The organism is Bradyrhizobium sp. USDA 4449 (assembly GCF_054056275.1).
Genome location: NZ_JBSRYD010000002.1, coordinates 105,252 through 129,244, shown reverse-complemented (window position 1 = coordinate 129,244; position 23,993 = coordinate 105,252). Strand labels below are relative to the sequence as shown.

Sequence of the window (23,993 nt, the reverse complement as noted above, 5' to 3'; positions counted from 1 at the left end):
GCGCGGCAAACGTGAACCATGACATGCTGATCGACCTGACCGAAAGGAGTTAGGGTGCGGCTGGTTCCGGAGGTGTGGTGCAGAGCGAGAGAACGGCCATGAAACGGCATCTGGAGACAGCCGAGCGCCAGGTCGATGAGGGAAAAGCCCGCTTGGCTCGGTGAGAATCCTTGAGCCGCGGCATGACACGGCCGACGCGCATGCCGTCCTCGCCGCCATGCGGTGGAAGCGACGCTTCACGAACAGGACCGTGAGCGCATTCTGCGAGAACTTGAAGCCTAAGGTCCCCTCGGGCGGACACCCGGCAGGATTGCCGATCGAATTCAGTACCTCGCGGATTTCCGCGACATCCGGAGGGACCTCGGGTGCCAGGTGGGGTTGGCGCGGTCCTGGGTCCAGCCGTGCTCCTCGCACTCGCGCATCGCGTCGCGTCGTTAGGGACTGAGATGGTACCGTCCGGACCACTGGGATGAAGTAGTCACGCCTTATCGTGCGCGTACTTCTCCAGGACGAGCTTGTTGTATTCGTCCCTTACGGCTCTGCGCGAAACGTGTCCCTTTCGATCCTTGGCGATCTTGAGAAGATCGGGATCGGTTGCGGCCTTTGACTTCCGTCGAAATCTCGCGAAGAGCCCTTTTGTCGGCTGAGCCGCGCTTCCAAACAGCCAGTCAAACCATCTCATTGTGGCCTCCCGGACAGACTGCGAGCGGCGAGAATAGCAGGGCACTCGGTCCGTGAAAACAGCATTCGAACTCCGTTGCTTGGTTGCGGTGCCAGCGTAGCTCAGTGGAACCGACGGCGTAGCTATCGCGCGATTTCATGCCGCTGCGGGGTCGATCCAGGCTAGAGGCGAACCTGACCGCCATCCAAGAATTAGGGCAGTCGCCGCGCTTCCATGCCGCGATGCCGGCGCCCCCACACGATGCCAGCTGCCGCTTGCGATCAACGTTCACCGTCCAAACCGTTTTCTTGATTTACGCTCAAAGGAGGTTCTCCCGCTTGATGCAGCGACTTCTCATGAAGGAACCCGATGCTCCTGGCCGCAAACGACAAGAATGCGGACTCGAACACCACGTGGTCCGAAGAGGCTCGTCGCGTTATGCGAGAATAGATCGTTGATCTGAATAATCGCACGAGAACCCGCGTGTCTGTGGGACCGGATCGGATATGATCGCCGCCGAACCGTTGCGCCCGCGTCTTTTAGGGAAAACACCCATATTGCGCGCTGGCTTGCTGGCCGCCGGGACGCGCTCGCGCTTACTGGGTGTCCTTACAGCTGCATCGGTATCGGTCCGATTGGCTTCTTTTGGTTGGGATGGCTTGCTGACCGCATCGGGTCCAACAGCGCAACCGCCGTAATCGGCACGCTAGGCTTGGCATGGCTGTCACTTGGCGTTGCTGGGAGGAGATTTGATAACGGCTAGGGTGTCGGCGCCGGTGCCGTGCTCATTTCAAGCGAGCGGGGGTTGTCGAAGAAACCCCGGAGCGGCGGCAATCGCCGTGGCGCCGCTTACGCCGACCACCGAAAGTGACGCCGGATCGGGAAGGCAATTGCCATGACTGACGAGCAGGCCAAGCCCAAGCGCATCAGCAAGAAGATCATGGCCGCGATCGACGCCATGGCGCACGGGGACGTCGGCACCATCACGGCCGCCGCTGAAAAAGCCGGATGCAGCCGCGAATACCTGCCGCCGGCGTTGTGGACCTGCTCTCCTTTGCCATGTCGGTCGTAACACCGGACTCACGCTCATCAGAATGGCCTATAAAGTGGCCAAGTCCTCTTACCGTCTACATTTCGGCTTCCATGCTTACGTAAAGAAATAGCTTGATCAGGTCTTCCGTATGGAAGTCGTCATTTAAGAAGGGCTCAACTCTAGTTCTGTGATGAGCGAAAGCCATCCCGCAACCTCAGGCTAGCGCGCAATCAGGATTGCCTAGGTTACTTGCCAAAGACAGCAAGACCTTTCCCCGTTTTGGCTTGGATCTTCATCGGCTCCCAGATGGCGCCCTCGATCTCAACCCGGCATCCCCGCAATCCACTAGATCACGGACGCGCCGAGGCGCCCCGGAAGGGGCTATCGACGCTGCATACACGCATGCACGTAGTCTTTCATGCCGGAATCTAGCGCGCTCCGGCTGAGGCCCTTCGATATGGCCTCCTCTTTGCACCTTTCTCTCTTTGCTTCGAGCTGCGGATGGATTGCTTCGGCGCACTGAAGGCGGAAGGGGCCGGGGGGATATTGTCGGCAGTTTTGCGCCTGAGCGTTGGTGCTGCCTAGAACCATTGCAACGGCAATCAGCTTTCGGACCATGTCAAAATGAAAGGTGTGTGCCATATCAACTCCTCGCCTTTGCGGGAATGACCAGTGGTCCCACGTTCCCGCAGCCGCAGGGCGAGCGCAAGGGGCGGTGAAAGTCTTAGGGATTGACCCCGAAAAGCTGCGTGAGCAGGATGCCAAGGAGCAAAATGCCGAGGCCAGCCGCCACCCAACCGACCCGGCGCGACATCCGCTGAATGCGGTGTTGGGTGACTATTAGTCGTTCAACTGCCGCTCGGCCGCTGATTGCACGTTCAATCGAGACACCGAGCCGGTCATCAGAATGGCTGATATCCTCGCCTTCAGCCCATCTCGACCAGCCGCCGGATGGCTTCGGATCGAGCGGAGTCGTCCTCCTGCGACGCGGCCCACCCGTCATTAGCTGCCACCGTCCTCTCAGAGCCGATTCACATGTAAAGGCGGCCTTATCATCCAATCTCCTTTCTAGTTCTCCACTCCTAGGCCAGTCCCGACCGGCTGACTTAGCTAGTGCGTACGGTGCATGTCGGCTGTCGTCAATTTCTCGGCACTAACACCGACATGGCGCTCTTCTTCCCACTGCGAACTCCTATCCAGGTTACGCTGCGGTTGGCCCGTCAGGTTCATCATCCGGCGGTAGTCTGTTGTGCCCCATGCCTGCCGGCCTGTTTAAAAACAGTGGCACGACATTCGACGACGGTTTGTCCACGCTCTCGATGCGCACGTGGTGCATGCTTCCGTTGCCGAAGAACGGCATTTGGCTCCCGATACGCAGCCCGATAAGTGCTGCGCCCAGCGGCGACAGCACTGAGAGATGCCACTTCGAATACTTATACTGATCAGGGTAGACGAGCTAGCGGGTGCCGTGAGGCAGACCGCTCGTGCCCGCTTCAGTCCAGTAGGTTACCCACGATCCCATTCTGACGCGCGTCCTGAGGAAGTCAGGATCGTTCTCCTCGTCGGGGATACACGTGGCTCGGGTGAGCTCGCCCCGGAGAAACAGGGCGTTGATGTCACCGCGACCCGCAGCGATACGAGCGATGCTGTCCAAGCGTCGGTATTCAGATGTCGTGATAGCGAATCTCGGGCAACGGCATAGGCAAAGTGCTCTCCTTCCGTGAGGCACAATCTTAAGATCAACGATGTTGGCGAGAGAAAGCGGACCCGGACGGCAGCATACGCCGTCCGGCTAGACGAGCGGTTGCCGCCGTCCAGTGTGTACGTGAGCGGGAAGCGCAGGGCGATCTCGACACTGAAGGTCATGGCGGCAATAAGTCCGATTGGCACGAGTACCATTGTGTCGAACCCGCGCACGTCCCGGGACTATGGAGGGCTGATGCATTGGCTCTGCTCTACAACGCGAGCACTGCTTGCAAATCGAGAGCGGCGTCGTTGGACCGCCATGGACGAGGACTTGGCCCTTAGCTGCCATCTGAATGTGACTCCGTTCGACGAGTTAGCGCATCCCCTGGTTGGACGAGTACTTTGTCAAGACAATCCGCGCCAGTGCGACGTTCTGGCCTCGCGGTTGCATCGCGAGCCCGATGTTCGATCTCTCGGATTGTCGTGTAAGCATTTTTGCCCAGCCAGTCGATCTCGAGCTGCTTTGTCTGACGCAGGTTTGCGTTGTGCTTGAGCTCTCGCTTGAACGAGCGCCCATGAAGCTCATTAGAGAAAGCTCGAGGAAGCGCGGGTAATCTAAATCAATGTCGCTGTTGCGAAGGCTATCGAGCAGCGTCAGTATTCTCGGCCGCATGGAACAACGCCGCTGAAGACGGCCAATGAGGTCAACACCGCTGACACATTCGGGTGCGAGTTGCGTCCGCATCGATTGGACCAAGACGTGCTGCTCGTCTCGAGCCCGCGCGCACAGGAGCGCGATTTTGGCTACCGGATAAGGGGCCGGGGAAGACCCGCCACGATTTGATGGCGCGATGGGGCCGGCAAACAAAGAAGGAATTCCTGCATGAACGAAACTCGCGACGTCGCAGTGATCGTCGGCAGCCTCCGCGAGGATTCTCTCAACCGGAAGTTGGCGAATGCGCTTGCCCAGATCGCACCCGGATCGTTGAACCTTAGCGAGGTCGAAATCGGCCAGCTCCCGATCTACAACCAAGGTAGTGATCACGCGCCGCCTCCTGTATGGACTTCCTTTCGTGAGCGCATTAGGGCTGCAGATGCGATTCTCTTCGTCACGCCGGAGCACAACCGATCGGTGCCGGCCGCATTGAAGAACGCGATCGATATCGGATCGCGCCCGTACGGCAAGAGTGCTTGGAACGTCAAGCCCGGAGCGGTCGTCAGCGCTTCGCCAGGCGCCATCGGCGGGTTCGGTGCTAACCACCATTTGCGGCAGTCTCTGGTGTTTCTGAACGTGCCTGCGATGCCGCAGCCGGAAGCTTATCTCGGCGGAGCCGACAAGCTCTTCGACGCTGATGGCAAGCTCGTCAACGAGGGGACTCGCAAGTTCCTGCAGCAGTTCATGCATGCATTTGAGGCTTGGATCGTAGCCAAGACCAAGTAGCGAAAAGGGGCCGGACCGCCGCAAGCTCTGGCTGGGCCAAATTTCACGAGGATCGGAACTATGAGCGAGACCAAAACGCTGCAAGCCCTGGACGGCATGCTTCCCGATCTGGAAGCCCTCTACAAGGATGTACATTCGCATCCGGAGCTCTCAATGCAGGAAACTCGCACCGCGGGATTGGCCGCGGACCGGCTGCGCGCCGCCGGCTACGAAGTGGCGACCGGTATAGGTAAAACCGGTGTCGTTGGACTTCTCCGAAACGGTGAGGGACCCACGGTCATGCTGCGCGCCGACATGGACGCGCTGCCGATCCAGGAGGCGACCGGTCTTGCCTATGCGAGCAAGGCTACGGCGACGGACAAGGACGGCAATACGGTGCCGGTGTCGCACATGTGCGGTCACGACATGCACGTCACATGGCTTGCGGGAGCAACCAAACTCATGGCGGATGCCAAGACCTCTTGGCGGGGCACGCTCATGGCGGTCTTCCAGCCCGCGGAGGAGACGGGTGAAGGCGCGCAAGCCATGATTGACGACGGTCTGTTCAAGCGCTTTCCGAAACCGGACGTGATTCTGGGCCAACACGTCATGGTTGGCCCTTCCGGGACGGTCGCCGGCCGCGCCGGCGCGATCACATCGGCGGCGGACAGCTTGCAGATACGTCTATTTGGGCGAGGCGCGCACGGATCAATGCCGCAGGCCAGCATTGATCCGGTCGTGATGGCAGCCTCGACCGTACTGCGCCTGCAGACCATCGTATCGCGCGAACTGGCCGCCGCCGACGCGGCCGTACTGACGGTGGGAGTCCTGCAAGCAGGTACCAAGGAAAACGTCATCCCCGACGAGGCCATTATCAAGCTCAACGTCCGGACCTTCGATGCCGGAGTGCGCTCACGGATGCTGGCTGCAATCGAGCGGATCGCCAATGCCGAAGCGGCGGGTTCGGGAGCGCCGCGGCCGCCGGAGATCACGACCATCGACCGATACCCTCTGAACGTGAACAACCACGAGGCCACCAGTCGGGTGGTGGACGCATTACGGGAACACTTTGGCGCCGATCGGGTCCGGGCGACAGGGCCTGCCCCTGCCAGCGAAGACTTCGGATCGTTCGGGTCAGAATGGCGCGTGCCCTCAGTCTTCTGGTTCGTCGGCGGCACCGATCCGGAAATCTATGCGAAGGCCAAGGAGTCGAACAAGATCAACGAACTTCCCGTGAACCACAGTCCCAAATTCGCGCCCGTTCTCCATCCGACACTGCGGACCGGCGTCGAAGCGCTGGTCGTTGCGGCCCGCGCTTGGCTACCGGGATAGGTGGTGCTAACCGCGGGATCGACCAGCCAGCTCTAGCTGAAGGCGAGAAACGCTGATGGACAAGCTGCCTATGGTGCTCGACCTGACCGGGACTTTCGTCTTCGCGCTTAGCGGGGCCTTGGCGGGGACCAAGCGCGGGCTGGACCTGTTCGGGGTCATGGTCTTGTCCTTCGCGGCGGGGAACTCGGGCGGCATCACCCGTGACCTCCTGATCGGCGCCGTCCCTCCGGGAGCCATGGGTGACTGGCGATATCTCGGCGTGTCGTTCCTCGCTGGTCTTGTTACCTTTTACTTCTCGCCCCTCATCGTGCGCCTATCCAACGCGGTGCTGTATTTCGACGCGGCGGGACTAGCCCTGTTCGCCGTCACAGGCTCATCGAAGGCGCTGTCGTTCGGACTCAATCCGGTGATGGCGACAGTACTCGGCGTGGTCACGGGGATCGGCGGTGGCATGATCCGAGACGTGCTGCTCGCCGAGATTCCGACCGTGCTGCGTGCCGATCTCTACGCGGTCGCGGCGCTGGTCGCGGCAGCCATCGTGGTGATCGGTCATATGCTGCAGCTCCCGATCGCCGCGGTGACGACAATCGCGCTGATTTCGTGCTTCCTGCTCCGCGTCATGGCGATCAGGCGCGGTTGGCAACTCCCCGTCGCGAAAGGGGTCGAACGACAAGACCTAGGAATCCGAAAGGAAGACTAGGCTGTAGAGTGGGGCCAGGTGACACCCGGATCCCTTTCACCAGCCGGAGACGCGGTCCGGATTGTCGGGGACAGCCACATCGAGCCGTCGTCGATTAGTCCTACGACGGCACCATGCGCTCGGTCGAGCAATCGTTGTTGCAGCTTCTGCGCACCTATGACGGCATCGACCAGGATACGTTATCCGGGCAGGCACGCTTCGCTGGTCCTTCTATATCCAGCTTGCGCACGGCATGGTGCTCGCCTGCCGCACCGCAGGCGGCGGTTCGCTCGACTCATCGTTTTCGAGCGACAGCAGGCTTGGCTTCAACGTCAATTTCTAGGCCATTCGACTTCAGAAGCCGCAACCTCTAATTTGTTTGTTGGCAAGCCGGAAATGACCGCCTACCGCAACGAAATCGACGTCCAGACACAGGCTTCCGTGGCGAAATTTACCCAAGCCATCGCAGCGCAGGTATTCGAGGTTAATGCGCCAGCGCTTGTCGGACGGAAGGTACGTTGCAAAGTCATGCTGCGCCTGGGCCGGCCCCTTGCAAATTCCAGAGATGTATTGTCGCACTTCAAGGGGAAGAACGCTGATGTGCTCAGGATTCCAGGCGTCGTCTTTGACCGGAGAACTGCCCTTGGAAACGACGGGAATGCACTACTAAGCAGAACGCAAATAGCCAATAACACGGTCCGGATGGTCATTCGGCCCTCCCATTCTAGAGTGCCACGCCTTACTCATATCAAGTTGCTCGCCGCCACAATAGTGCGCTTCTGCCATCAGCGAAGCTGCGCCGCCTCTGAGAAGCGTCCGCTCATCGCATCAGAGCGGACCAATTTTGCTCGACCTGAGTTCTTCGAATTTTGACCCCGGACGGACTTGGTCACCGAATACGATCGCATTCTTTCAGCATAACGGTAAACCGTGATCACAACGATGGCCGGGTTGCAATAAGGAGGCCAACGAAACCAAAGGTGTTCGCATCCTTGGTGCAAGTGAGAACCAATGTCGCGACTACAACTGATATAGCGACCATTCCTAGCAAAGACCCTTACATTCATAACTTGTCCCTCAAGGACTCAAGGAGGGTTGGATTTCGGCCACCAGCGATGTCCTGCCCCAACCATTTCTTGTCTTTGCGGTCGTCATAGGCAATGGCACCGTCAGGGTAACGTTTGCAGGTGCAGTAATACGCGGGGTCAAAGCCGCGCCGATTCAAACCAAGCAGCGAACCACACTTGGTTTCTCAAGAGGCCTTGGCTGGCTTGATCGACAACGTGGAGAGCAGCTCGGAAGCTTCCTGGAAATCCGAGCCGGCCCGATGTTCAGGGACCCTCGCGAGGATCGGCGACAGGATCTCTTGAGCACCGGCTAAGCTGTCGCCATCAGCAACAAGCCGGGCCAGGTCACGGCTGGCCCGCAGCAGATATAATCCCGCGTCTTGCCGGTGCGCGATCTCCACGGCCGCCTCGAACGAATGACGCGCCTCATCCTGACGCCCCTGCCGCAGAAGCACGCGGCCGGCGAGCCTTCTCAGATCCGCAAGAGCGAAGGCATCGCCATGCTTCTCGGACATGTCGATCCCCTTGCGCACGGCTTCCTCAGCGCTCTCGACATTGCCAACACAGAGCGCCGCCTCGCCGAGATAGGACAACCACGTCGGGATATGAAGCGCGGCGCCAGTCTTCTTCCAGCTTTGGATACCTTCCTCTAGCTGCGTAACGCCCTCCGGGTTGCCGTCGAGACAGGCCCGTGAAGCGCCGTGAAGAATCTCGTGCGCGGCGGACCAAAAAACCAAACCGTGCTCGGAGCAATAGTCGATCTGCTCCCGCATGAGGGTGACACAGGACCGGTAGTCACGACGGAGTATAAAGACCATGCCGACCACGCCCGAAGCGAAAGCTACCATGAGGGGAAAATTCAAGGTCTTGGCCAACGACAGCGCCGACTGTGCCGAGGCAAGGCCCGTGTCGGCATAACCTCGAACCGCGAGTGACAGCCCCTTGTACTGCAACGCGACGACGTGCGGCTCCTCGCCGTGATGCGCAAAGCACGACCCAATTGGCGCCTGGCGGCCGTGGCTCATGACTTGCTCGAACGCTTCGATCGCGCGTACAAATTCGCCTTTGCTCATAAGGGTCGAGCCCAAAGCCCGAAACGCCAGGCTGCTTTTCTCTGCGCTCGGATCCTCCTTCCCAATGGCACACAAGCGCTCGGCAATCGCCAAGGCGCGATCGAGTTGGCCCCGGTCGTACAGGTAGTGCCACTGCCCGCGCTCGCTCGTAAATTCAGCCTCCCTGTCTGACAAGGACTCGGCGAGCCGGCTGGCCTCCTGGTAATTTCGGTCGACCTCGTCCGACGCGTAGCCGCGCGCTGCGAGCAGCGCCGGGCCCAACGAGAGCCGGAACCCCAGTTCTTGCCGATTGCGTTCCTCACCAGGCGGCAGCTCCGCCATCAGGTTCAGGCCGTTTACGTAGCTCAGGGCGGCCTCCTGGTTGGCAAAGCGCCGCATCGCCCGATTTCCGGCGCGACTCCACCATTCGATTGCTATCTTCGGCAATCCCGCCCGGGTAAAGTGATGCGCCACGAGGCCCGGCTCGCGTTCGGCTCGCTCCGGAAAGCGGTCGCGAAGGCTTTCAGCGATCCGTTGATGCATCTGCTGCCGGCGATTCTTGAGGAGAGAGCCATAGGCCGTTTCCTGGACAAGTGCGTGCTTGAACGCATAGGTCACTTCGGACGGCGCTCCGTGCCGAAAGATAAGCCCTGCAGCCACTAGCTGGCCAAGCGCATCCTGAAGCGCAACGCCTTGAACCGGCGACGCTACTTCTAGAAGATCAAAGGAGAACTCACGGCCGATCGTCGCGCCGATTTGTGCAATTTCCTTGATCGGAGCCAAACGATCGAGCCGTGCCATCAACGAGTCCTGAAGGGTCGATGGAATCGCGAGCGGCGTAAGCACGGAGGTCAGCACATAGGCGCCGTTGGCTTCGCGAAGAAGTCCGGACTCGAGCACGGTCTTTGTCAGTTCCTCGACAAAAAGCGGGACGCCATCCGTCTTCGCAACGATCTGCTCCAGAACTTCCGCCGGCAGCGCCTTGCCGCCGGTGAGGCGATCTATTAGGGCAAGGGCGTGTCGCCGTCCTAAGCGGCTCAATGCCAGCGAATGGACATGGGCTTGACCAAGCCACGGGGCGACGAATTCCGGGCGAAATGTGATGATCAGCAGCGCTCGCAGGCCGGGCGTCCTGTCGACCAGACGATTGAACACTTCGAGCGACGACGGGTCGATCCAATGCGCGTCTTCGAGCAGCACGAGCATCGGTGCCTCTCTGGTCAGACCTTCAAGAAGCGCGAGCAATACACTGATCAAACGCTCTTTCTGTTCAGGAGGCGTCATCTCAAGCTCGACATAGCGGCCTTCGAGCGGAACCGAACATAGCGACGCCACAAGCGGAACGACCTCCTTCGGCTCGAGCCGCGAACGGCGGGCCATTGTCTCCAGCTTCTCAAGTCGCACCTCGGAAGACTCTGCGCTCGCAAGTTCGGCGGTCCGCCAGATCTGGCTGACAATCGGGTAGAATGCATCGTTGATGTGGTGGGGAGAACATTGATAGCGGATCGCTAGATGTGGTTCCTCGGCGATGCGTTCGAGCAGCGTGGCCAAGATGCGTGACTTGCCGATCCCCGCCTCCCCCGAAAGCAAGGTGACCTTGCCTTCGCCCGAACACGCGTCCCGCCATCGCTCGATGAGCAGCGCGACTTCGGGCTCACGTCCGATGAACGGCGTCATGGGGCTGGATCGGGACGCTTCGAACCGGGTCTCTGTCTCGGCTTCGCGCAACACCGCCCAGGCGCGGACGGGCGCATCGAACCCTTTGACATCGTTCAGCTCGATCGGCTTCAGCTCGAAGGCGTCGCCGAGCAAACGACGCGTTTGGTCGGCGATCAGGATGCCGCCGACCCCGGCGCAGATCTGCAGGCGCGCCGCCAGATTGGGGGTGTCGCCAATGACGGCCTGCTCCTGTGCAGATCCTTGACCGACGAGGTCTCCAACCACGACGATTCCCGTCGCGACGCCGATGCGCGTCTTCAATGCTTCTCCACCGCACGTCTGAAGCCTGGCGACTGCATCGGCAAGATCGATCCCGGCCCGCACAGCTCGTTCGGCGTCATCCTCGTGGGCGCGAGGAAAGCCAAAATATGCGAGTACACCATCGCCCATAAATTTCGCGACGAAGCCGTCGTACCGCGCGATCACGCCTGAGCAGACGTCCTGGTAATCCCGAATGATTTCACGCATGTCTTCGGGATCGAGGCGAGTTGACATGGCGGTCGATCCGGCCAGGTCGCAGAACAAGACCGTCAACTGGCGGCGCTCTGCCGTGGCCTCGACCGCATCTGGGATGAGAGGCCGGCCCTCGGCTTTCGCCTCTGGCGGGGAATCCGTGACCGCCCCTGACAGCTCCGTGATCGCAGTCAGAATCTTGCGGCGGTGCCCGACAGAAGTTACTCCGATGTCCTTCAGATCGTCAGCCGTCAGGCTTCGAAGAATACTGTCATCGATTTCATTATCGCGAAAGGCAACTTCGTATTGTCCGAGCCCGATGCTTCGCAGCCAATCGCCAATATCCATGGTCATGCCCTCGCAATGCTATGCAGACGCTGACCTATTGCTCCTCCGCTCTCATAGCAAAGTTCGATGTCCCGCGAGGCGGACGATCTCCCGCACCAGAAGATCGAGATCAGAACGCCGTGTGCGATGGTTGTTGATCGCAACTCTCAAAGAGTGCTTTCCACGGACGGTCGTGTCCGAGATGGCCGCAATGCCGTCCTCTTGCAGCCGCATCATGATTTCGAGGTTTAGACCCTTTAAGGCCTTTTCGCCGAGGGCCGGCGCACGATAGCGGAAGCAAACGATATTGATGGAGGTTCGTGCGACAATCTCGAGGCACGGCTCCGAGGCGATCAAACCGTCGAGGTAATGAGCTTGGGCGATATTCTGATCGATGAGCCGCCCGAATTTCTCGGCACCATGCTCCTTTAGAGCCATCCAGACTTTGAGCGCGCGAAACCCGCGGCTCGTCTGCAAGCCATACTCGTGGAGCCACCGTGCGGATGCAATTCCACGCGGAGTTTTTTCGAGATATTCCTGGTCCATCGAGAAGCTCGACACATGGGCGGCGGCGTCGCGGACCACTACGCACCCGACCTCGAACGGCGCATGCAGCCACTTGTGGGGATCGAGTGCGACGGAATCGGCGCGCTCCAAGCCGCGAACACGATGGGCATTGTCCGGCGCTATGGCGATAAGAGCGCCGATGCAGCCGTCGACGTGGAACCACAGGTTCTCCTGTGCCGCGAGGTCGGCGAGCGCTTCAAGATCATCGATCGCGCCGGTGTTGACGGTCCCTGCGGTCCCGATCACGCAGGCTGGCTGAAAGCCGGCGGCGCGGTCTCGCTCGATTGCGATAGCGAGTGCGCCGAGGTCGATGCGCAGATCATCGCCAGTTGGGATACGTCGAAGCGCGCAGTTTCCAAGCCCCATCGCTTCGATAGCCTTGCGGTGGCAGCTGTGGATCTGGTCGGATGCATAAAATCGGAGCGGCCGCTCGGTTGCTCCAACGCCGTGCTCACGCACGTCGATGCCCGCCTTGACATTGCGCGCGACGATCAAGGCGATAATGTTGGCCATTGATCCGCCGCTTACCAAAGTGCCGCTCGCCGAAGCCGGGAAGCCGATCATCTCCTTGCACCAGTCGACGACCTGCTCGTCGACAAGTGCTGCGGCGTGATTACCACCGCCCAGGTTGGACCCTTGAACCGCAGCCAGAAAGTCAGCCAGCGCTCCGGTGAAGTTACTCGCCCCCATGTACCAGGCCCAGAAGCGTGGATGGATGTTGCCCATTGGATAGGGCATCAACGTTTCGGAGACCTCGCGGTAGACCTCGGAGAGCGGCGTGGGGGAATGCGGCAGAGGCGACTTGAACGTCTTTCTGACCTCGCTTGGCATGTCTCGCCAGACTGGACGATCGCGAACGTCTCGGAGATAAGCGATCGCGTCGTCGACGGCGCGGTGTGCCACGGATTGCGCATCGGTCCAGTCCTTCGGATCGAGCGTTTCTTCCAGGGATGTGCCCGCTCGCTGGGATTGGTGTCGCATCGCTGGAGTCTCAGGCGGCCGCGACCGCGAACTGGCAACTCGGGGTCGATCGAGACAAAGCGAGCTCTTCCTCGTTCATGTCCTCCTCGATTGTGTCGAACAGTGGCGTGCTGAGGTAACGCTCTCCAGTGTCCGGCAACATGCACAGGATGACCGAACCGGCCGCCGCTCGTTCCGCAATGCGGCGCGCGACCGCGAACGTTGATCCGCCGGAAATGCCTGTGAAGATGCCTTCCCTCTGGGCGAGCTGCCTTGTCCAAGCCATGCCTTCGGCGCCCGCGATTGGCACGATTTCGTCGCAGAAGCCCGAATCGATGGCCTCTTGGAGGACGGCGGGGATGAAATCCGGCGTCCAGCCCTGGATTGGATGCGGTTCCCATGCCGGATGACTTGCAGCAGGCGCCCCGCCGGCGGCGCGTTGCTGAGCGGCGCCGTTGCCGACCAGTTGGGCGTTCGCGGGTTCACAGAGGATAATGCGTGTCTCCGGCCGCTCACGCCTGAGCACGCGGGCGACGCCGGTGATCGTTCCGCCCGTTCCGTATCCGGTGACGAAGACGTCCAGCCGCTGACCGGTAAAATCATTGATGATTTCTCGTGCAGTCGTGCTCTCGTGGATATCGGCGTTAGCCTTGGTCTCGAACTGCCGAGCGAGGAACCAGCCGTGGGTCTCCGCCAGCTCAACCGCCTTCTGATACATGCCGAAGCCCTTCTGCGCCCGAGGGGTCAGCACCACTTTGGCGCCCAACATGCGCATGAGCTTGCGCCGTTCGACGGAAAAGCTGTCGGCCATGGTCACCACGAGCGGATAGCCCTTCTGAGCACAAACCATGGCGAGCCCGATACCGGTGTTGCCGCTGGTCGCCTCTACCACTGTCTGGCCAGGATCTAGAATGCCGGCGCGCTCGGCTGCCTCGATCACGTTCAGCGCGAGCCGATCCTTGACTGACGACGCCGGGTTGAAGAATTCCGCCTTGGTGTAAATCGTCCTGCCCTCGACTCCGAGATTATTGACCCTGATCACCGGGGTATCGCCGACCGTATCGAGGACGCTGTCGAAAAGGCGGCCACGGCCCTGTGTGCTTCTGATGGTTGCTGCGGTCAGCATGGTTGTCCTCCCATCTGCCCGGCGAGACATCCGGTGCAATGCCAGATGCGGTCGAATAAATTCAATGATACAAGCATTTGGGAGCCGCGTCCGTTGGAGCGACCGTGGAAATGGCCATGGAATCGAAATCCCCGGGATGCCATGCCCACCCCGTCGGCGTTCGGCTTCGGATGCTGGGGCCGCTGGCGATTGAACGGGATGGCGCGCCGCTGGTATTGCCGGCCTCACGGAAAACGTGCGGCCTTCTCGGCTATCTCGCCCTCACACAACGCCCAACGCAACGTGGCCGGCTGTGCGAGTTGCTTTGGGACGAGGCTGCCAATGACCCGAGAGGAGAGCTTCGTTGGTGCCTCAGCAAGCTGAGGAGCCTTCTCGGCGACTCCCACAGCAATATGGTCGTCACGTCCGTGGATACGGTCGCGCTGCGACTGGACGGCTGGTTAGTGGACGCGATCGAAGTCGCTTCCGCCATGGAACAGGGGGTCGAGACGCTCACGGTGGACCAGCTGCAATCCCTCTCAGAGCACTACAGCGGCGAACTGCTCGAAGGGCTTGCGATCGAACGCTGTCCCGAATTCAACGTCTGGCTTACCTCACAGCAAAGCCGATACGCGGCATTTCGCGCGGCGCTTCTTCAAAGGCTGGCCGAGAGCCTGCCTGCGCATTCCAGCGAGGGATTCGCGGCGGTCCAAAAATGGGTCGAGATTGCCCCATTCGACGACAAGGCGCAGACTGAACTTCTGCGCCGCCTCGCCGAGCGCGGCCGGATTGATGCATGCAAGCGCCAGCTAAATGTCGCGGCTCGACTCTACGAGGCTGAGGCTCTCGATTTTGAGCCCGTCCGCAAGGCTTGGCTGAAAGTATGCGAAGCGCTGCATGCAGGAGCTCCAGGCAGCGCCGCCGTGGTGCAATTGGCAACTCCCGGACCTCGCGCTGATGCCGCAGCCCAGTCGAGAGCGACGTGCCGCCCCTCACTGGCGGTGATGCCCTTCCATGCGTTGCCAGACCGGCGGGAGGGCGCCGGCGAGGCGGCCGACGGCCTCACGCACGACATCATTACGCGGCTCGCCAAGCTGCGGAGTTTCTTCGTCATCGCCGAGGGATCTGTCTTCGCCCTCGGCCCTCGACGAGTCGGGCCGGAAGATGCCGGCCGTCGGCTCGACGTCGATTATGTGGCCACCGGATCGGTGCGCCGTCGGCCGAACCGGCTCGGCGTGAGCGTAGAGTTGATCGAAACCGCTACGGCAAGAATTCTCTGGGCCGACGATTTCGATCGCAAGCAGGATGCTGTGTTTTCGGTCATCGACGACATCGGCAATCGAATCGTTGCGTCGATTGCGAGCGAGATTGAAGCAGTCGAGCGCAACCGCGCGGTGCTGAAGCCGCCCGACTCGCTCGATGCCTGGCAGGCCTATCACCGCGGCCTTTGGCATATGTACCGCTTCACACAAACGGAGAACGACGCCGCCCGACGTTTTTTCGAGATGGCCGTTGGACTCGATCCGACCTTCGCTCGCGCTCATGCAGGTCTTTCGTTTACCCATTGGCAAAGCGCGTTTCAGCAGTGGGACGATCGAAAATCACACACTAGCCACGCTTTAGAGGCTGCCGGGCGCGCCCTCATTGTCGACGAACACGATCCCGCCGCGCATTGGGCAATGGGCCGAGCCCTCTGGCTAATCGGTCGACATGACGAGGCTATCGGCGAGTTGCGGCAGACGGTGGACCTTAGTCCGAATTTCGCGCTCGGCCATTACACCCTGGCTTTCGTCCATTCGCAGTCGCGCGATCCGCTTGCCGCGATCGAGGCCGCTGACCAATCACGCGTTCTAAGCCCCTTCGATCCGCTCATGTTCGGCATGCTGGCAAGCAAGGGGATAGCCTACATGCGACTGGGCCGGTTCGATGAGGCTGCGGCCTGGTCGGTCAAGGCGGCGATGCAGCCGAACGCCCATATCTTTATCCTTGCGACCGCCGCCTTCTGTCAGGTGCTTGCTGGCAGGATCGAGGAAGCCGGTGTGTTTGTCCGGGCAATCCGCGCTGCGCGGCCTCGGTTTAATGTCGACGAGTATTTGAACGCCTTCCAGTTCTCCGCCGAAACTGCGGGCCTTTTCCGCCAGGCTGCGGGAAAAATCGGCATGGCGTAACGCCCATTGCGATCCGAGCGTCGACAGGCGTTCAATATGGCGTGGCGCGATACCGAACAAGTGACCGCACAACAAGTTGGCGCGACGTCGGCGGGCGCGGACCCACCACAATCGTCAGGCGGCTTCCTTGCCTACAAGGGCGCATTGGACAGCCCACGCAACCACGCATGCTTGTTCTCAGGAAGCCCACCCCGGCGCGCCTGATAGAGGGCATCCATCAACTCACAGTAGACGTCGATTTCGCAGTGGTGGCGGCGGTCTTAACATATATGACTCCCAAGACCTGAAAAGGCCGCTATGCTGCTTGGGTTTTCCCGTCTGGGGGCAATTCATGTTCGATACCGCACCGCGCTTTTGCGCGCGGTCCTCGATGAAGTCAGCGAGGGCATTTCGCAGCGCGACATCGGGGCACGCACGCACGTCGCGTCGAAGATCTTGGAAGCCGCTAGCAAGGGGCAAATCTCGCCCGAAGCTCTCCGTCGGTCACCACGCACTCTCTCGCGCGCCGACCATGTGGCGCTAACCGGGCAGGGATCGCGGTGAACTTCCAGGTGACGGTGCTGAAGATTTTGGTGAGTTATCCGGCTGGTTTCGCCGTGATGGCCGACCTCAAGCGCGACATGGCGATTCTGGCGACGAGCGGCCGCGATTGGGCGGAGCGCACCCAGCGGCTCGCTGCCCGCATGCCGGATCTCGACATCTTCTCGCAAGGCTTGGTCGAGCGCGAAAGCGGCGGCTGGAAGATCACCGCGAAGGGGCGGACAGCGCTGGAATTCATGGAGGCTCGCTCTGGGACCGACCAGATATTCGAGGAGCCTTTGCCCGAGGCTGCCGCAGCCCTGGTGTCTGTGCTGCGGCAGCCCGCCGAGCGGGCAAAACGACGGCGCGAACGCTGCGAGCGGCGCCGGGAAGCTCGTGAACGGGCACGGGCCAGCGCATCTTGAGTTCGAAGGTCTCGCAAGGTCGAGGTTGGCCGTCATGACGTCCGCAGCTCCTTGCCGGAGACAAGAGGAACGAAGCGGACCTCCTCGATCCTTTCCTCGACGAATTGACCGTTCGCCTCTCTTGTCAGCTTGGTCAGCCACTGCACACCGTCAGGATCGCCGAGCGGGATGAGAAGTCGTCCCGACGGAGCCAGTTGAGTCTTGAGGATCACGGGCGTCTGTGCGCTGGCGGCCGACACCAGGATCACGTCGAACTCGCCGCCTTCCGGCCATCCTGCGGTCCCGTCGCCATGACGCAGATCCACATTGAGACAGCCGAGATGCCGAAGGCGCGATCGGGCGCGGCGCACCAATGCCTCGTGGCGCTCGATCGCGCAAACCTCTCGCCCGAGCTTGGCGGCGAGTGCCGCCAGATAACCCGAGCCCGCGCCGATCTCCAGAATCCGGTCCGACTTGGCGATCGCGGCGGCCTCGAGCATCCTGGCGACGATGTAGGGCTGAGAAATGGTCTGCCCTTTCGGGATCGGTACCGCGCTGTCTTCGTACGCGGCTTCGGCGAACCGCCGATCAAGGAAGACTTCGCGCGGCACCTGCCGCATCGCCAGCAGGACCTGCCTGCTGCAAATGCCGCGGCTGGCAATTTGCACGTCGACCATCGCATCGCGGAGGAAGCGGGACCTCCTGGACCGTCTGCTCTCCTTGATCCCGCGCATAACCTCTCCAGGCATGGACGATCCGCTGCAGCAGATGGGAAAACTCGGAGGCGAGCGACTTGCTCCTTGGCGAGATGGTTCGCTGACGGGGCCGATTTCCCCGGATGACCAAATTGCGAATCTGCAGTCAGGAACGTGCTCGCAGCGGGAACGACCGCCTCCCGATCGAATTGATCTTGCGAAAACGAGCGAGGAGAAGCACATGAAATTGCTGTTTACGGCGGCGTTCGTGGCCGCAATGGCGCTGGCTTCGGCCTCCGGCGCGGACGCAAAGGGCTGCATCAAGGGAGCCATCGTCGGTGGTGTCGCGGGCCACATGGCCGGTCACGGTAAGCTTGGCGCTGCGGCGGGATGCGCGATCGGGCATCATGAAGCCAACAAACAAAAGACCCCGAACGATTCGAATGCGCAGGCGCCCTCCGGGCAGAAGTAGCTACCGCCGACCGGGACGTCAGGGACGCGCCGGTGGAAGATTCCCTCCCGGTCCGGGAGCCACGGCGTAGAGCTCGAAGACGGCTCGACCTGTGCAAGCCCGAGACCGAGCTGACGGTCGCCGATGGCGGGCGGCGGCGGGAGGTGCGGGTCGAGTCCCTCGGCGAGAGTTGGCCCGCGACATACAAAAAAGGATGCGCCGAAGGACGGCTGACGCACGGGCACCTGCGCAGGAGCCGTGCCCCGCCCTAAGGAAAGCGGGCTGGAAACTGCAATGGAAGACGAGAAGACCCGATTACTTGCCGAGGCCCAGAGGTGCAGGCGCTTGGCTGCTTCCATCACCGATCCTGAGGTGATCGAGCGGCTCACCGCAATGGCGGAAGAATACGAACGCCGAGCCAGTGCTTCGTCCGATCGGAAGGACGGAAAACCTTGAGTAAGGCCTCCGCTCAGAGGCGCGGTCGGGCGCCCCTGCTGCGAGGCTCACGAACAAAACAGTCCCGCGTCGCTTCTTTGCCGCCTTCTGGAAGACCCGTATAGCCCATCCAGCGCAAATCGTCGCGTTCAATACCGCCGAGCGCTGGTCGCGCGACGTGACGGTATTGCAAGGAAGGGAACGGATACCGGCGATGCCGGTTTCACAGATGCCTGCGCGCGTTGCTATCGCCTCCGCGAATGACCGCACATAGCCGGTTCGGGTCCACGCAGTTTGGTTCCTGTCATGAGCAAGAAAGATCCTATCGACCGGGTCTGGGACATCATCGGAACGGTCGGTGTGTGCATGCTGACCACGCAATTCGGCGGCGGGCTACGCGCGCGACCGCTAGAAGCGAGACCCGACCGCGATGCCGGTGTGATCTTCTTCGTTACGGACATTCATAGTCCCAAGGAGGATGAAATCGAAGCTGCGCCTGACGTCGGTCTCGTCTTCATCAATTCCAGCAGCAACGTCTATCTATCGATCACCGGCCGCGCCTCGGTTGTGCGCGATGCCGAAAGGACCAAGGTGGTGTGGCGCAGGACCGACGAGGTATGGTGGCCCGGCGGCCCCGACGATCCTGACGTATGTTTGTTGCGCGTAGAGCCTGTCACCGCAGAATTGTGGGACGGGCCGGCGAGCTCCGCCGTGGTGGCATTTGAGCTTGCCAAGGCCAGGTTGACCGGCCAGCAGCCGAATCTCGGCGAAAACCGTAAAGTGACGGTCAAGATGTAAGAAGGCCGCAGGGCCAGTGAATTCGACTTCCTAAAATCTCGTCCCGATTGTTGGGTAGCTTCCGGGATATGACGCGACGCCGTCGGCGGCTTCGTGCTGGCGCTGATGGTGGTTGTCCATCGTCTTCGCATTTCTGGCGGAAGAGGGCTCGTGGCGACCACAAAAGCGGGTGCGGAAAGCTCTCAAGGCCGAGGGGCCCCTCAGAGCATAAAGTCGTGATACTGCCACGAGAGGCACGCCCGCGTGGAGAGCGAGCCCGGCTTCGGGCCCATAGTGTCTCCGCGACCTGAGCGGCAGGTTCGGTTAAGCTCATAGAAAATGAACAAAGCCGGTTGCGATACGTCCACGGGCAGTGAGCCCCTCTAACATGGATTAAGGGATTGCCATTTTTTCCCGGTATGTTGTAAATAGAGTCTTCGTGTGAGGATTTCGAGAGAATAGGCTCAGTTCAGTTCCAGATTTCGGAAATACCTTTGCAAAATTTCTGGGGGACATTGCGATGGCAAGGCCTTCGGTTTCCCGTGAAGCCTTTCGAGGGTTGTTCGCTTTTTATGCGGCCAAGGCCCACCATGATCATAACGGTGTGGCTGAAGGCCGGCTCCTCAAGCTGTTCGGATCGAGCGAACACATCCCCGACGGGCTGTTGGAGTTGTGGTCATCGCGGACCGAGCTGATTGGCCCTGAGGCTGTTGGCAACATAGTGTCACCACTCGCTCATCAGATCCTGGACGGCGGCGCACAATATAACCACGCCAGCGACTTCCTTCATCGACTGTTGCGAGAGCTAGACCGAGACGACCACTAACCGCGATTGCGAGTGGCTGCCGCTGACGTGTGGAAGGTTTCTGACGGTGTTGCCCCACCGCCAGGATTTTCGTTCGACGCTGCGCGTCGAAAACACTGCGGCACGCCGATCGCGGTCTCAAAGCCTCAACCTCGTCCTAGCTATACATTTGTTCGGCTCGAGGTCTCGCCGCCTGCATGGCGCATACGGTGATCCCACCCCGGTGCAGTGCGCCTCAGAAGTGCAATCTGACCGCGTGCCGAAGCGAGCGGCTCGAACTCAAGATGGAGAGCATTCCCAGCATCATCAGTAGTACGCCCAGCCAAGTTGCCGTCCGGCTCGGCGCCTCGTTACGGGCCTCTGCGGTGGGCATAAGCACGTCGATCGGCATAGTCGGCGGTCCGGACGAAGTCAGTGTGTCGTTGGCCGGCGCGGCCGCGAGAAGTTGCTCAACATCGACTTGATCTTGGCTCGACACCGACAGCGTGGGCCGGGGGCTGTGCTCGGCGATGATGGTCGCCGACGGCAGAGCGGTGGTCGCACTGACGTCGGATCCAGCATCGGCAACGTTGACTTCCGGATGAGTCTGCGCGGCCGGCATTGAGCGCAGCAACTCCGCGCGCGCATCAAGGATTCCGTTCTGCCTGGGCCGCGCGGTCCCGCTCTCGTCCAAACTGGCGATACTCTCTTTGGTCACGCGCCGACGAACGGCCTTCTTCACCTTCGCGATACCCTCGGTCAGGAACCAGCATTTGCGATGCCCGTCCACTCGATAGACCCAATGCTGGCCGTCGGGGGTCGAGTTGCCGGGGCGTCCCACGCATTCCGCTTGTGGAGGAGAGGTCACCGCGGGTGCGGGTTCAGTAGTATTGAAGAGATCCGCAAGAGGATTGGACGACGCAGGCGCGGTCGAAAGAGCTTCAATAAGAACGAAACTGACGAAGTACAATCGCAAATAACCGGACATCGAAAACTCCCGGTGTTGCGCCCCGCCCGCCATGACCCTTCGGGCAGACCTGGGCACCTATGCGGCTCAAATCTGGCGGCGCCATGGATTCATTGTGCTCGTGCCACGAGATCCGGCTCCGAATGCAAGGACGAGCCAGCAGCTCGCGGTTGCAAAGGACAGTCGAACGGTCATGGCGACGAGCTGCTGCCGGAGGCCACACATCACGCCGCTGGAGAGCCCGATCTACGACTTCAATCGGTATAAGCGCGCGGTCGCTCAGTTTCGGCAGTCTCGTTTGAGGCCAAGCAACGTCGCGCTCGATCGATCTGTGCGTCAGTAGCGCCGTGAGAACGGGCGTACATCTCAGCCACTTGTGCCGAATATTTCGCGACGTAGTATCTGACCTCGCTGCACGAGATGCGCCCCGCGGGCCTGTAGTGACGCGAAGCGAAGGCTTCGGACCCCAGCGGGATCAGCAACAACGCAACAATAGCCACCCGTACGATCATTCTCGGCGTCCCCCATGCCACTATCTGCTTCGCCAGAGAGCAGGCCTGAATCGCGCACACGACGCAAATTAAGAATCGCGCACTGTTCAAAGGGCTGTGAGACTGTTGCTCCAATGCTTCGGTTGCGCACTGGACAATGAGGTGGAGGTAACGCGATCTGCCGCGAGCTTCCCAACCATGTCGAAGTGGCAAGCTCGGTCATCACCTGAACGCTCTGCGAGCTCGCGACAACTGGCTCCGCCGAAGCGCTCTCATTCGACGGCTCGCCGTGGGGATACGGCTCGTCCTGGTGCCAATCCTTCTCGCCGGAGCGGCTCGTAGGCGACGCTGGACCGTTGTCGCACTCCGCTGCTTTCGCTTGTCTTTCGGATCGGTTTCGCTCCGCAAGTCTGGTCGGCAAAGCTGCAGGTGGCAATTCCCGCGCTCTGCGATCTCGCAGCCGTGGTAGTCCCCTTCTGCCCTTTGGTCGCTGCCCAGCACGCGGGCCGGTCTTATCCCCTGGCAGCCCTTCGCGAGCGACTGCTCTCTTGCACGTGCCGAGTGCACCGTCTGTTAAGGGTTGGTTTAGTTTCCGGCATGATCATTGGGGACCGCAAGGGACCCGAGCATGCAATTGCACCATGCGAATACCTTGGAAAGGATCGTGACCGTCGCGGATCACGGCAGGGGCGAGGTCGCGACGCGGCCCGTCACTCTCGATCACCTTGATTTCTCGACCTCTACTCGAGATGAGGTCCTCGCGCTTTTGGCGCCAAGCAGTCATTCGATACCCACTAGTTGGCTCGTCCTGGCAGCCTTGGCGGGGGGCTTTGGACTGGGTTGGGCTGCTGCTTGGTATGGTCCTGCAGCTATCTCAGCTCTCAAGCCAATTGCCCAGATGGAAACGGGTTCGCGCCGCATGCCGGACGTAAAGTCAGTCAGTAAGGCTGAAAGCGCCCGAAAGTTTGCATCGGCCGCAATATCAGCCTCGCGGACGCCGCCTGCTTTAGGTCAGCCCTCCACAGTCATCGCTGGCATTGTTCAGAAACCCCTGGCTAAACCGTCGAGTGGAACGCAATCGGCGGAAGCTTCAAGCCTGGCTTCTCCGTCTCTCGACGCGGACGTGTCTGTGACTGGCTCGCTCGCGCCTGCGGGGCCGCTCCTGTCGGTCCCCGAAACAAGACCAGCGACCATTGCGGGTTGGGCAGTCCTCGAGGTTCGCGGCGGAACGGCCGTACTCGAAGGGCCCGATGGGATTCGAATGGCGGCACAGGGCGACGTGGTCCCTGGCATCGGACGAATCGACTCTATCGTGCGTTGGGGTAATCGCTGGATAGTTGCGACAGCGACTGGGCTAATCTCGACGCGATAGTCGTGACCGCTTGGGCCGAAAAGGAAGCATGGCTCCAGGCCGTGTTTCACCAACTCAGGCCGGGTAGGGGCAGGGGCGACCTTCTTGCGAAAGCCATTCTCGATGTGATCAGTGGCCTGGGGCTCCCATTCATATCCACCCTACCATTCGGGATCGTCGAAGCTGCCATACTCCCGCACGATGTCCCCATCGGACGCCGGTTCTCGCGAACGATCGTTGGAGTGGGCGGCCTCATGGAGATCAAGTGTTTTGGCGCACCCAGACGTACGGACCGCGAGGCAAAGCCGAGGCCGCAGCTTGATGTGATGCGGACGGAACCGTTAACGCACTTCTGCCTCTCGCGCCGACACCGGCAGCATCATCGGCCAACTCCAGCTCTTCAGCCAGTTCGGATGACGCAGGGCGTAGCTTTTTTGGTGACTCGACCGGCTTACCGACCTGCTTGCTCAGGTTCGCTATTTCTTGGGCGCTGCTGGATTTCCTGTGTTCGATCCGGTAGTTGTCGTTGTCGGCGAAGTGGATTGGTTGGACGCGGTCGTATTGTGCCGGCCTGAGTAGTAGACGCCAGCAGCAATGATGAGGACCACACAGATGGCCAAAACCACCCAGCCTCCTCGGTTGTTCCGTCGATACTGGTTCGCGGGTCTGTTGTCGTTGGGATAAGTCATGTGCAGTTCTCCTAGAGGCAGAAATCGGGGAGAAAAGAAGTGTTCCTATCGGAGGGCACGCCGATCGTCGCGAGTGCGGGCGAAAACGAGGGACGGTAATTCCTTGGCCTCGACGATCGGCCCACATAGTGTGGCTCGCCAGCTTCCAAGACGCTCCGGAAGGCGGAAGTAGCGCATATATCCACCGAGGCTGAGGGGGGG

Annotated in this window: 16 protein-coding genes and 1 pseudogene; 11 read left to right on the top strand and 6 right to left on the bottom strand. The window is 60.9% G+C overall.

Annotation, left to right across the window (positions count from 1 at the left end; all coding sequences use genetic code 11):
* Nucleotides 1-1,556 precede the first annotated feature (1,556 nt).
* A complete protein-coding gene (locus ACVIIW_RS36590) occupies nt 1,557-1,733 on the top strand; it encodes a hypothetical protein (protein WP_456705469.1) in 177 nt (58 codons plus the stop codon).
* 1,162 nt (nt 1,734-2,895) lie between these two features.
* Here ACVIIW_RS36590 and ACVIIW_RS36585 read toward each other — a convergent pair.
* Nucleotides 2,896-3,138 (bottom strand): annotated as a pseudogene (locus tag ACVIIW_RS36585) (GreA/GreB family elongation factor); the annotation flags it as partial.
* Between the two features lie 1,125 nt (nt 3,139-4,263).
* On the opposite strand from ACVIIW_RS36585, the gene ACVIIW_RS36580 reads away from it, so the two are divergent.
* The 4 genes from ACVIIW_RS36580 to ACVIIW_RS36565 all read left to right on the top strand — a co-directional run bounded on the left by ACVIIW_RS36580 (nt 4,264) and on the right by ACVIIW_RS36565 (nt 7,684).
* Nucleotides 4,264-4,821, top strand: coding sequence for an NADPH-dependent FMN reductase (locus ACVIIW_RS36580; protein WP_456705468.1), 558 nt, complete (start codon nt 4,264-4,266; stop codon nt 4,819-4,821).
* Nucleotides 4,822-4,881: 60 nt separating this feature from the next.
* Nucleotides 4,882-6,132, top strand: coding sequence for a M20 family metallopeptidase (locus tag ACVIIW_RS36575; RefSeq protein ID WP_456705467.1), 1,251 nt, complete (start codon nt 4,882-4,884; stop codon nt 6,130-6,132).
* A gap of 70 nt (nt 6,133-6,202) precedes the next feature.
* The gene (locus ACVIIW_RS36570; protein WP_456705466.1) at nt 6,203-6,832 is read left to right on the top strand and encodes a trimeric intracellular cation channel family protein; all 630 of its coding nucleotides are present in this window, start codon (nt 6,203-6,205) and stop codon (nt 6,830-6,832) included.
* Nucleotides 6,833-7,207: 375 nt separating this feature from the next.
* Nucleotides 7,208-7,684 (top strand): hypothetical protein, encoded by a 477-nt coding sequence (locus ACVIIW_RS36565; protein ID WP_456705465.1) that lies wholly within the window; start codon nt 7,208-7,210, stop codon nt 7,682-7,684.
* 379 nt (nt 7,685-8,063) lie between these two features.
* Here the strand turns inward: ACVIIW_RS36565 and ACVIIW_RS36560 are convergent, their stop codons facing one another.
* The 3 genes from ACVIIW_RS36560 to ACVIIW_RS36550 are packed head-to-tail and all read right to left on the bottom strand — an operon-like array spanning nt 8,064 to nt 14,082.
* Complete coding sequence (locus ACVIIW_RS36560; protein WP_456705464.1) at nt 8,064-11,456, bottom strand: AAA family ATPase; 3,393 nt, start codon at nt 11,454-11,456, stop codon at nt 8,064-8,066.
* 45 nt (nt 11,457-11,501) lie between these two features.
* Nucleotides 11,502-12,977: a pyridoxal phosphate-dependent decarboxylase family protein gene (locus tag ACVIIW_RS36555; RefSeq protein ID WP_456705463.1), complete on the bottom strand. Its 1,476-nt coding sequence runs from the start codon at nt 12,975-12,977 to the stop codon at nt 11,502-11,504.
* A 10-nt stretch (nt 12,978-12,987) separates the two neighbouring features.
* The gene (locus tag ACVIIW_RS36550; protein ID WP_456705462.1) at nt 12,988-14,082 is read right to left on the bottom strand and encodes a PLP-dependent cysteine synthase family protein; all 1,095 of its coding nucleotides are present in this window, start codon (nt 14,080-14,082) and stop codon (nt 12,988-12,990) included.
* A gap of 116 nt (nt 14,083-14,198) precedes the next feature.
* Between ACVIIW_RS36550 and ACVIIW_RS36545 the strand changes: the two genes are divergently transcribed.
* Both ACVIIW_RS36545 and ACVIIW_RS36540 read left to right on the top strand, forming a co-directional pair.
* The gene (locus ACVIIW_RS36545; protein WP_456705461.1) at nt 14,199-16,229 is read left to right on the top strand and encodes a transcriptional regulator; all 2,031 of its coding nucleotides are present in this window, start codon (nt 14,199-14,201) and stop codon (nt 16,227-16,229) included.
* A 539-nt stretch (nt 16,230-16,768) separates the two neighbouring features.
* The gene (locus ACVIIW_RS36540; protein WP_456705460.1) at nt 16,769-17,173 is read left to right on the top strand and encodes a hypothetical protein; all 405 of its coding nucleotides are present in this window, start codon (nt 16,769-16,771) and stop codon (nt 17,171-17,173) included.
* 32 nt (nt 17,174-17,205) lie between these two features.
* Here ACVIIW_RS36540 and ACVIIW_RS36535 read toward each other — a convergent pair whose 3' ends face one another.
* The gene (locus ACVIIW_RS36535; protein WP_456705459.1) at nt 17,206-17,886 is read right to left on the bottom strand and encodes a protein-L-isoaspartate(D-aspartate) O-methyltransferase; all 681 of its coding nucleotides are present in this window, start codon (nt 17,884-17,886) and stop codon (nt 17,206-17,208) included.
* A gap of 202 nt (nt 17,887-18,088) precedes the next feature.
* On the opposite strand from ACVIIW_RS36535, the gene ACVIIW_RS36530 reads away from it, so the two are divergent.
* The 4 genes from ACVIIW_RS36530 to ACVIIW_RS36515 all read left to right on the top strand — a co-directional run bounded on the left by ACVIIW_RS36530 (nt 18,089) and on the right by ACVIIW_RS36515 (nt 20,336).
* On the top strand, nt 18,089-18,319 hold the full coding sequence (locus tag ACVIIW_RS36530; protein WP_456705546.1) for a hypothetical protein: 231 nt from the start codon (nt 18,089-18,091) through the stop codon (nt 18,317-18,319).
* 273 nt (nt 18,320-18,592) lie between these two features.
* Nucleotides 18,593-18,754, top strand: coding sequence for a hypothetical protein (locus tag ACVIIW_RS36525; RefSeq protein WP_456705458.1), 162 nt, complete (start codon nt 18,593-18,595; stop codon nt 18,752-18,754).
* A 285-nt stretch (nt 18,755-19,039) separates the two neighbouring features.
* Nucleotides 19,040-19,531 (top strand): pyridoxamine 5'-phosphate oxidase family protein, encoded by a 492-nt coding sequence (locus ACVIIW_RS36520; protein ID WP_456705457.1) that lies wholly within the window; start codon nt 19,040-19,042, stop codon nt 19,529-19,531.
* Nucleotides 19,532-20,030: 499 nt separating this feature from the next.
* Complete coding sequence (locus ACVIIW_RS36515) at nt 20,031-20,336, top strand: hypothetical protein (protein WP_456705456.1); 306 nt, start codon at nt 20,031-20,033, stop codon at nt 20,334-20,336.
* A gap of 214 nt (nt 20,337-20,550) precedes the next feature.
* On the opposite strand, the gene ACVIIW_RS36510 is transcribed toward ACVIIW_RS36515, so the two are convergent.
* Nucleotides 20,551-21,282, bottom strand: coding sequence for a hypothetical protein (locus tag ACVIIW_RS36510; RefSeq protein WP_456705455.1), 732 nt, complete (start codon nt 21,280-21,282; stop codon nt 20,551-20,553).
* Between the last annotated feature and the right edge of the window lie 2,711 nt (nt 21,283-23,993).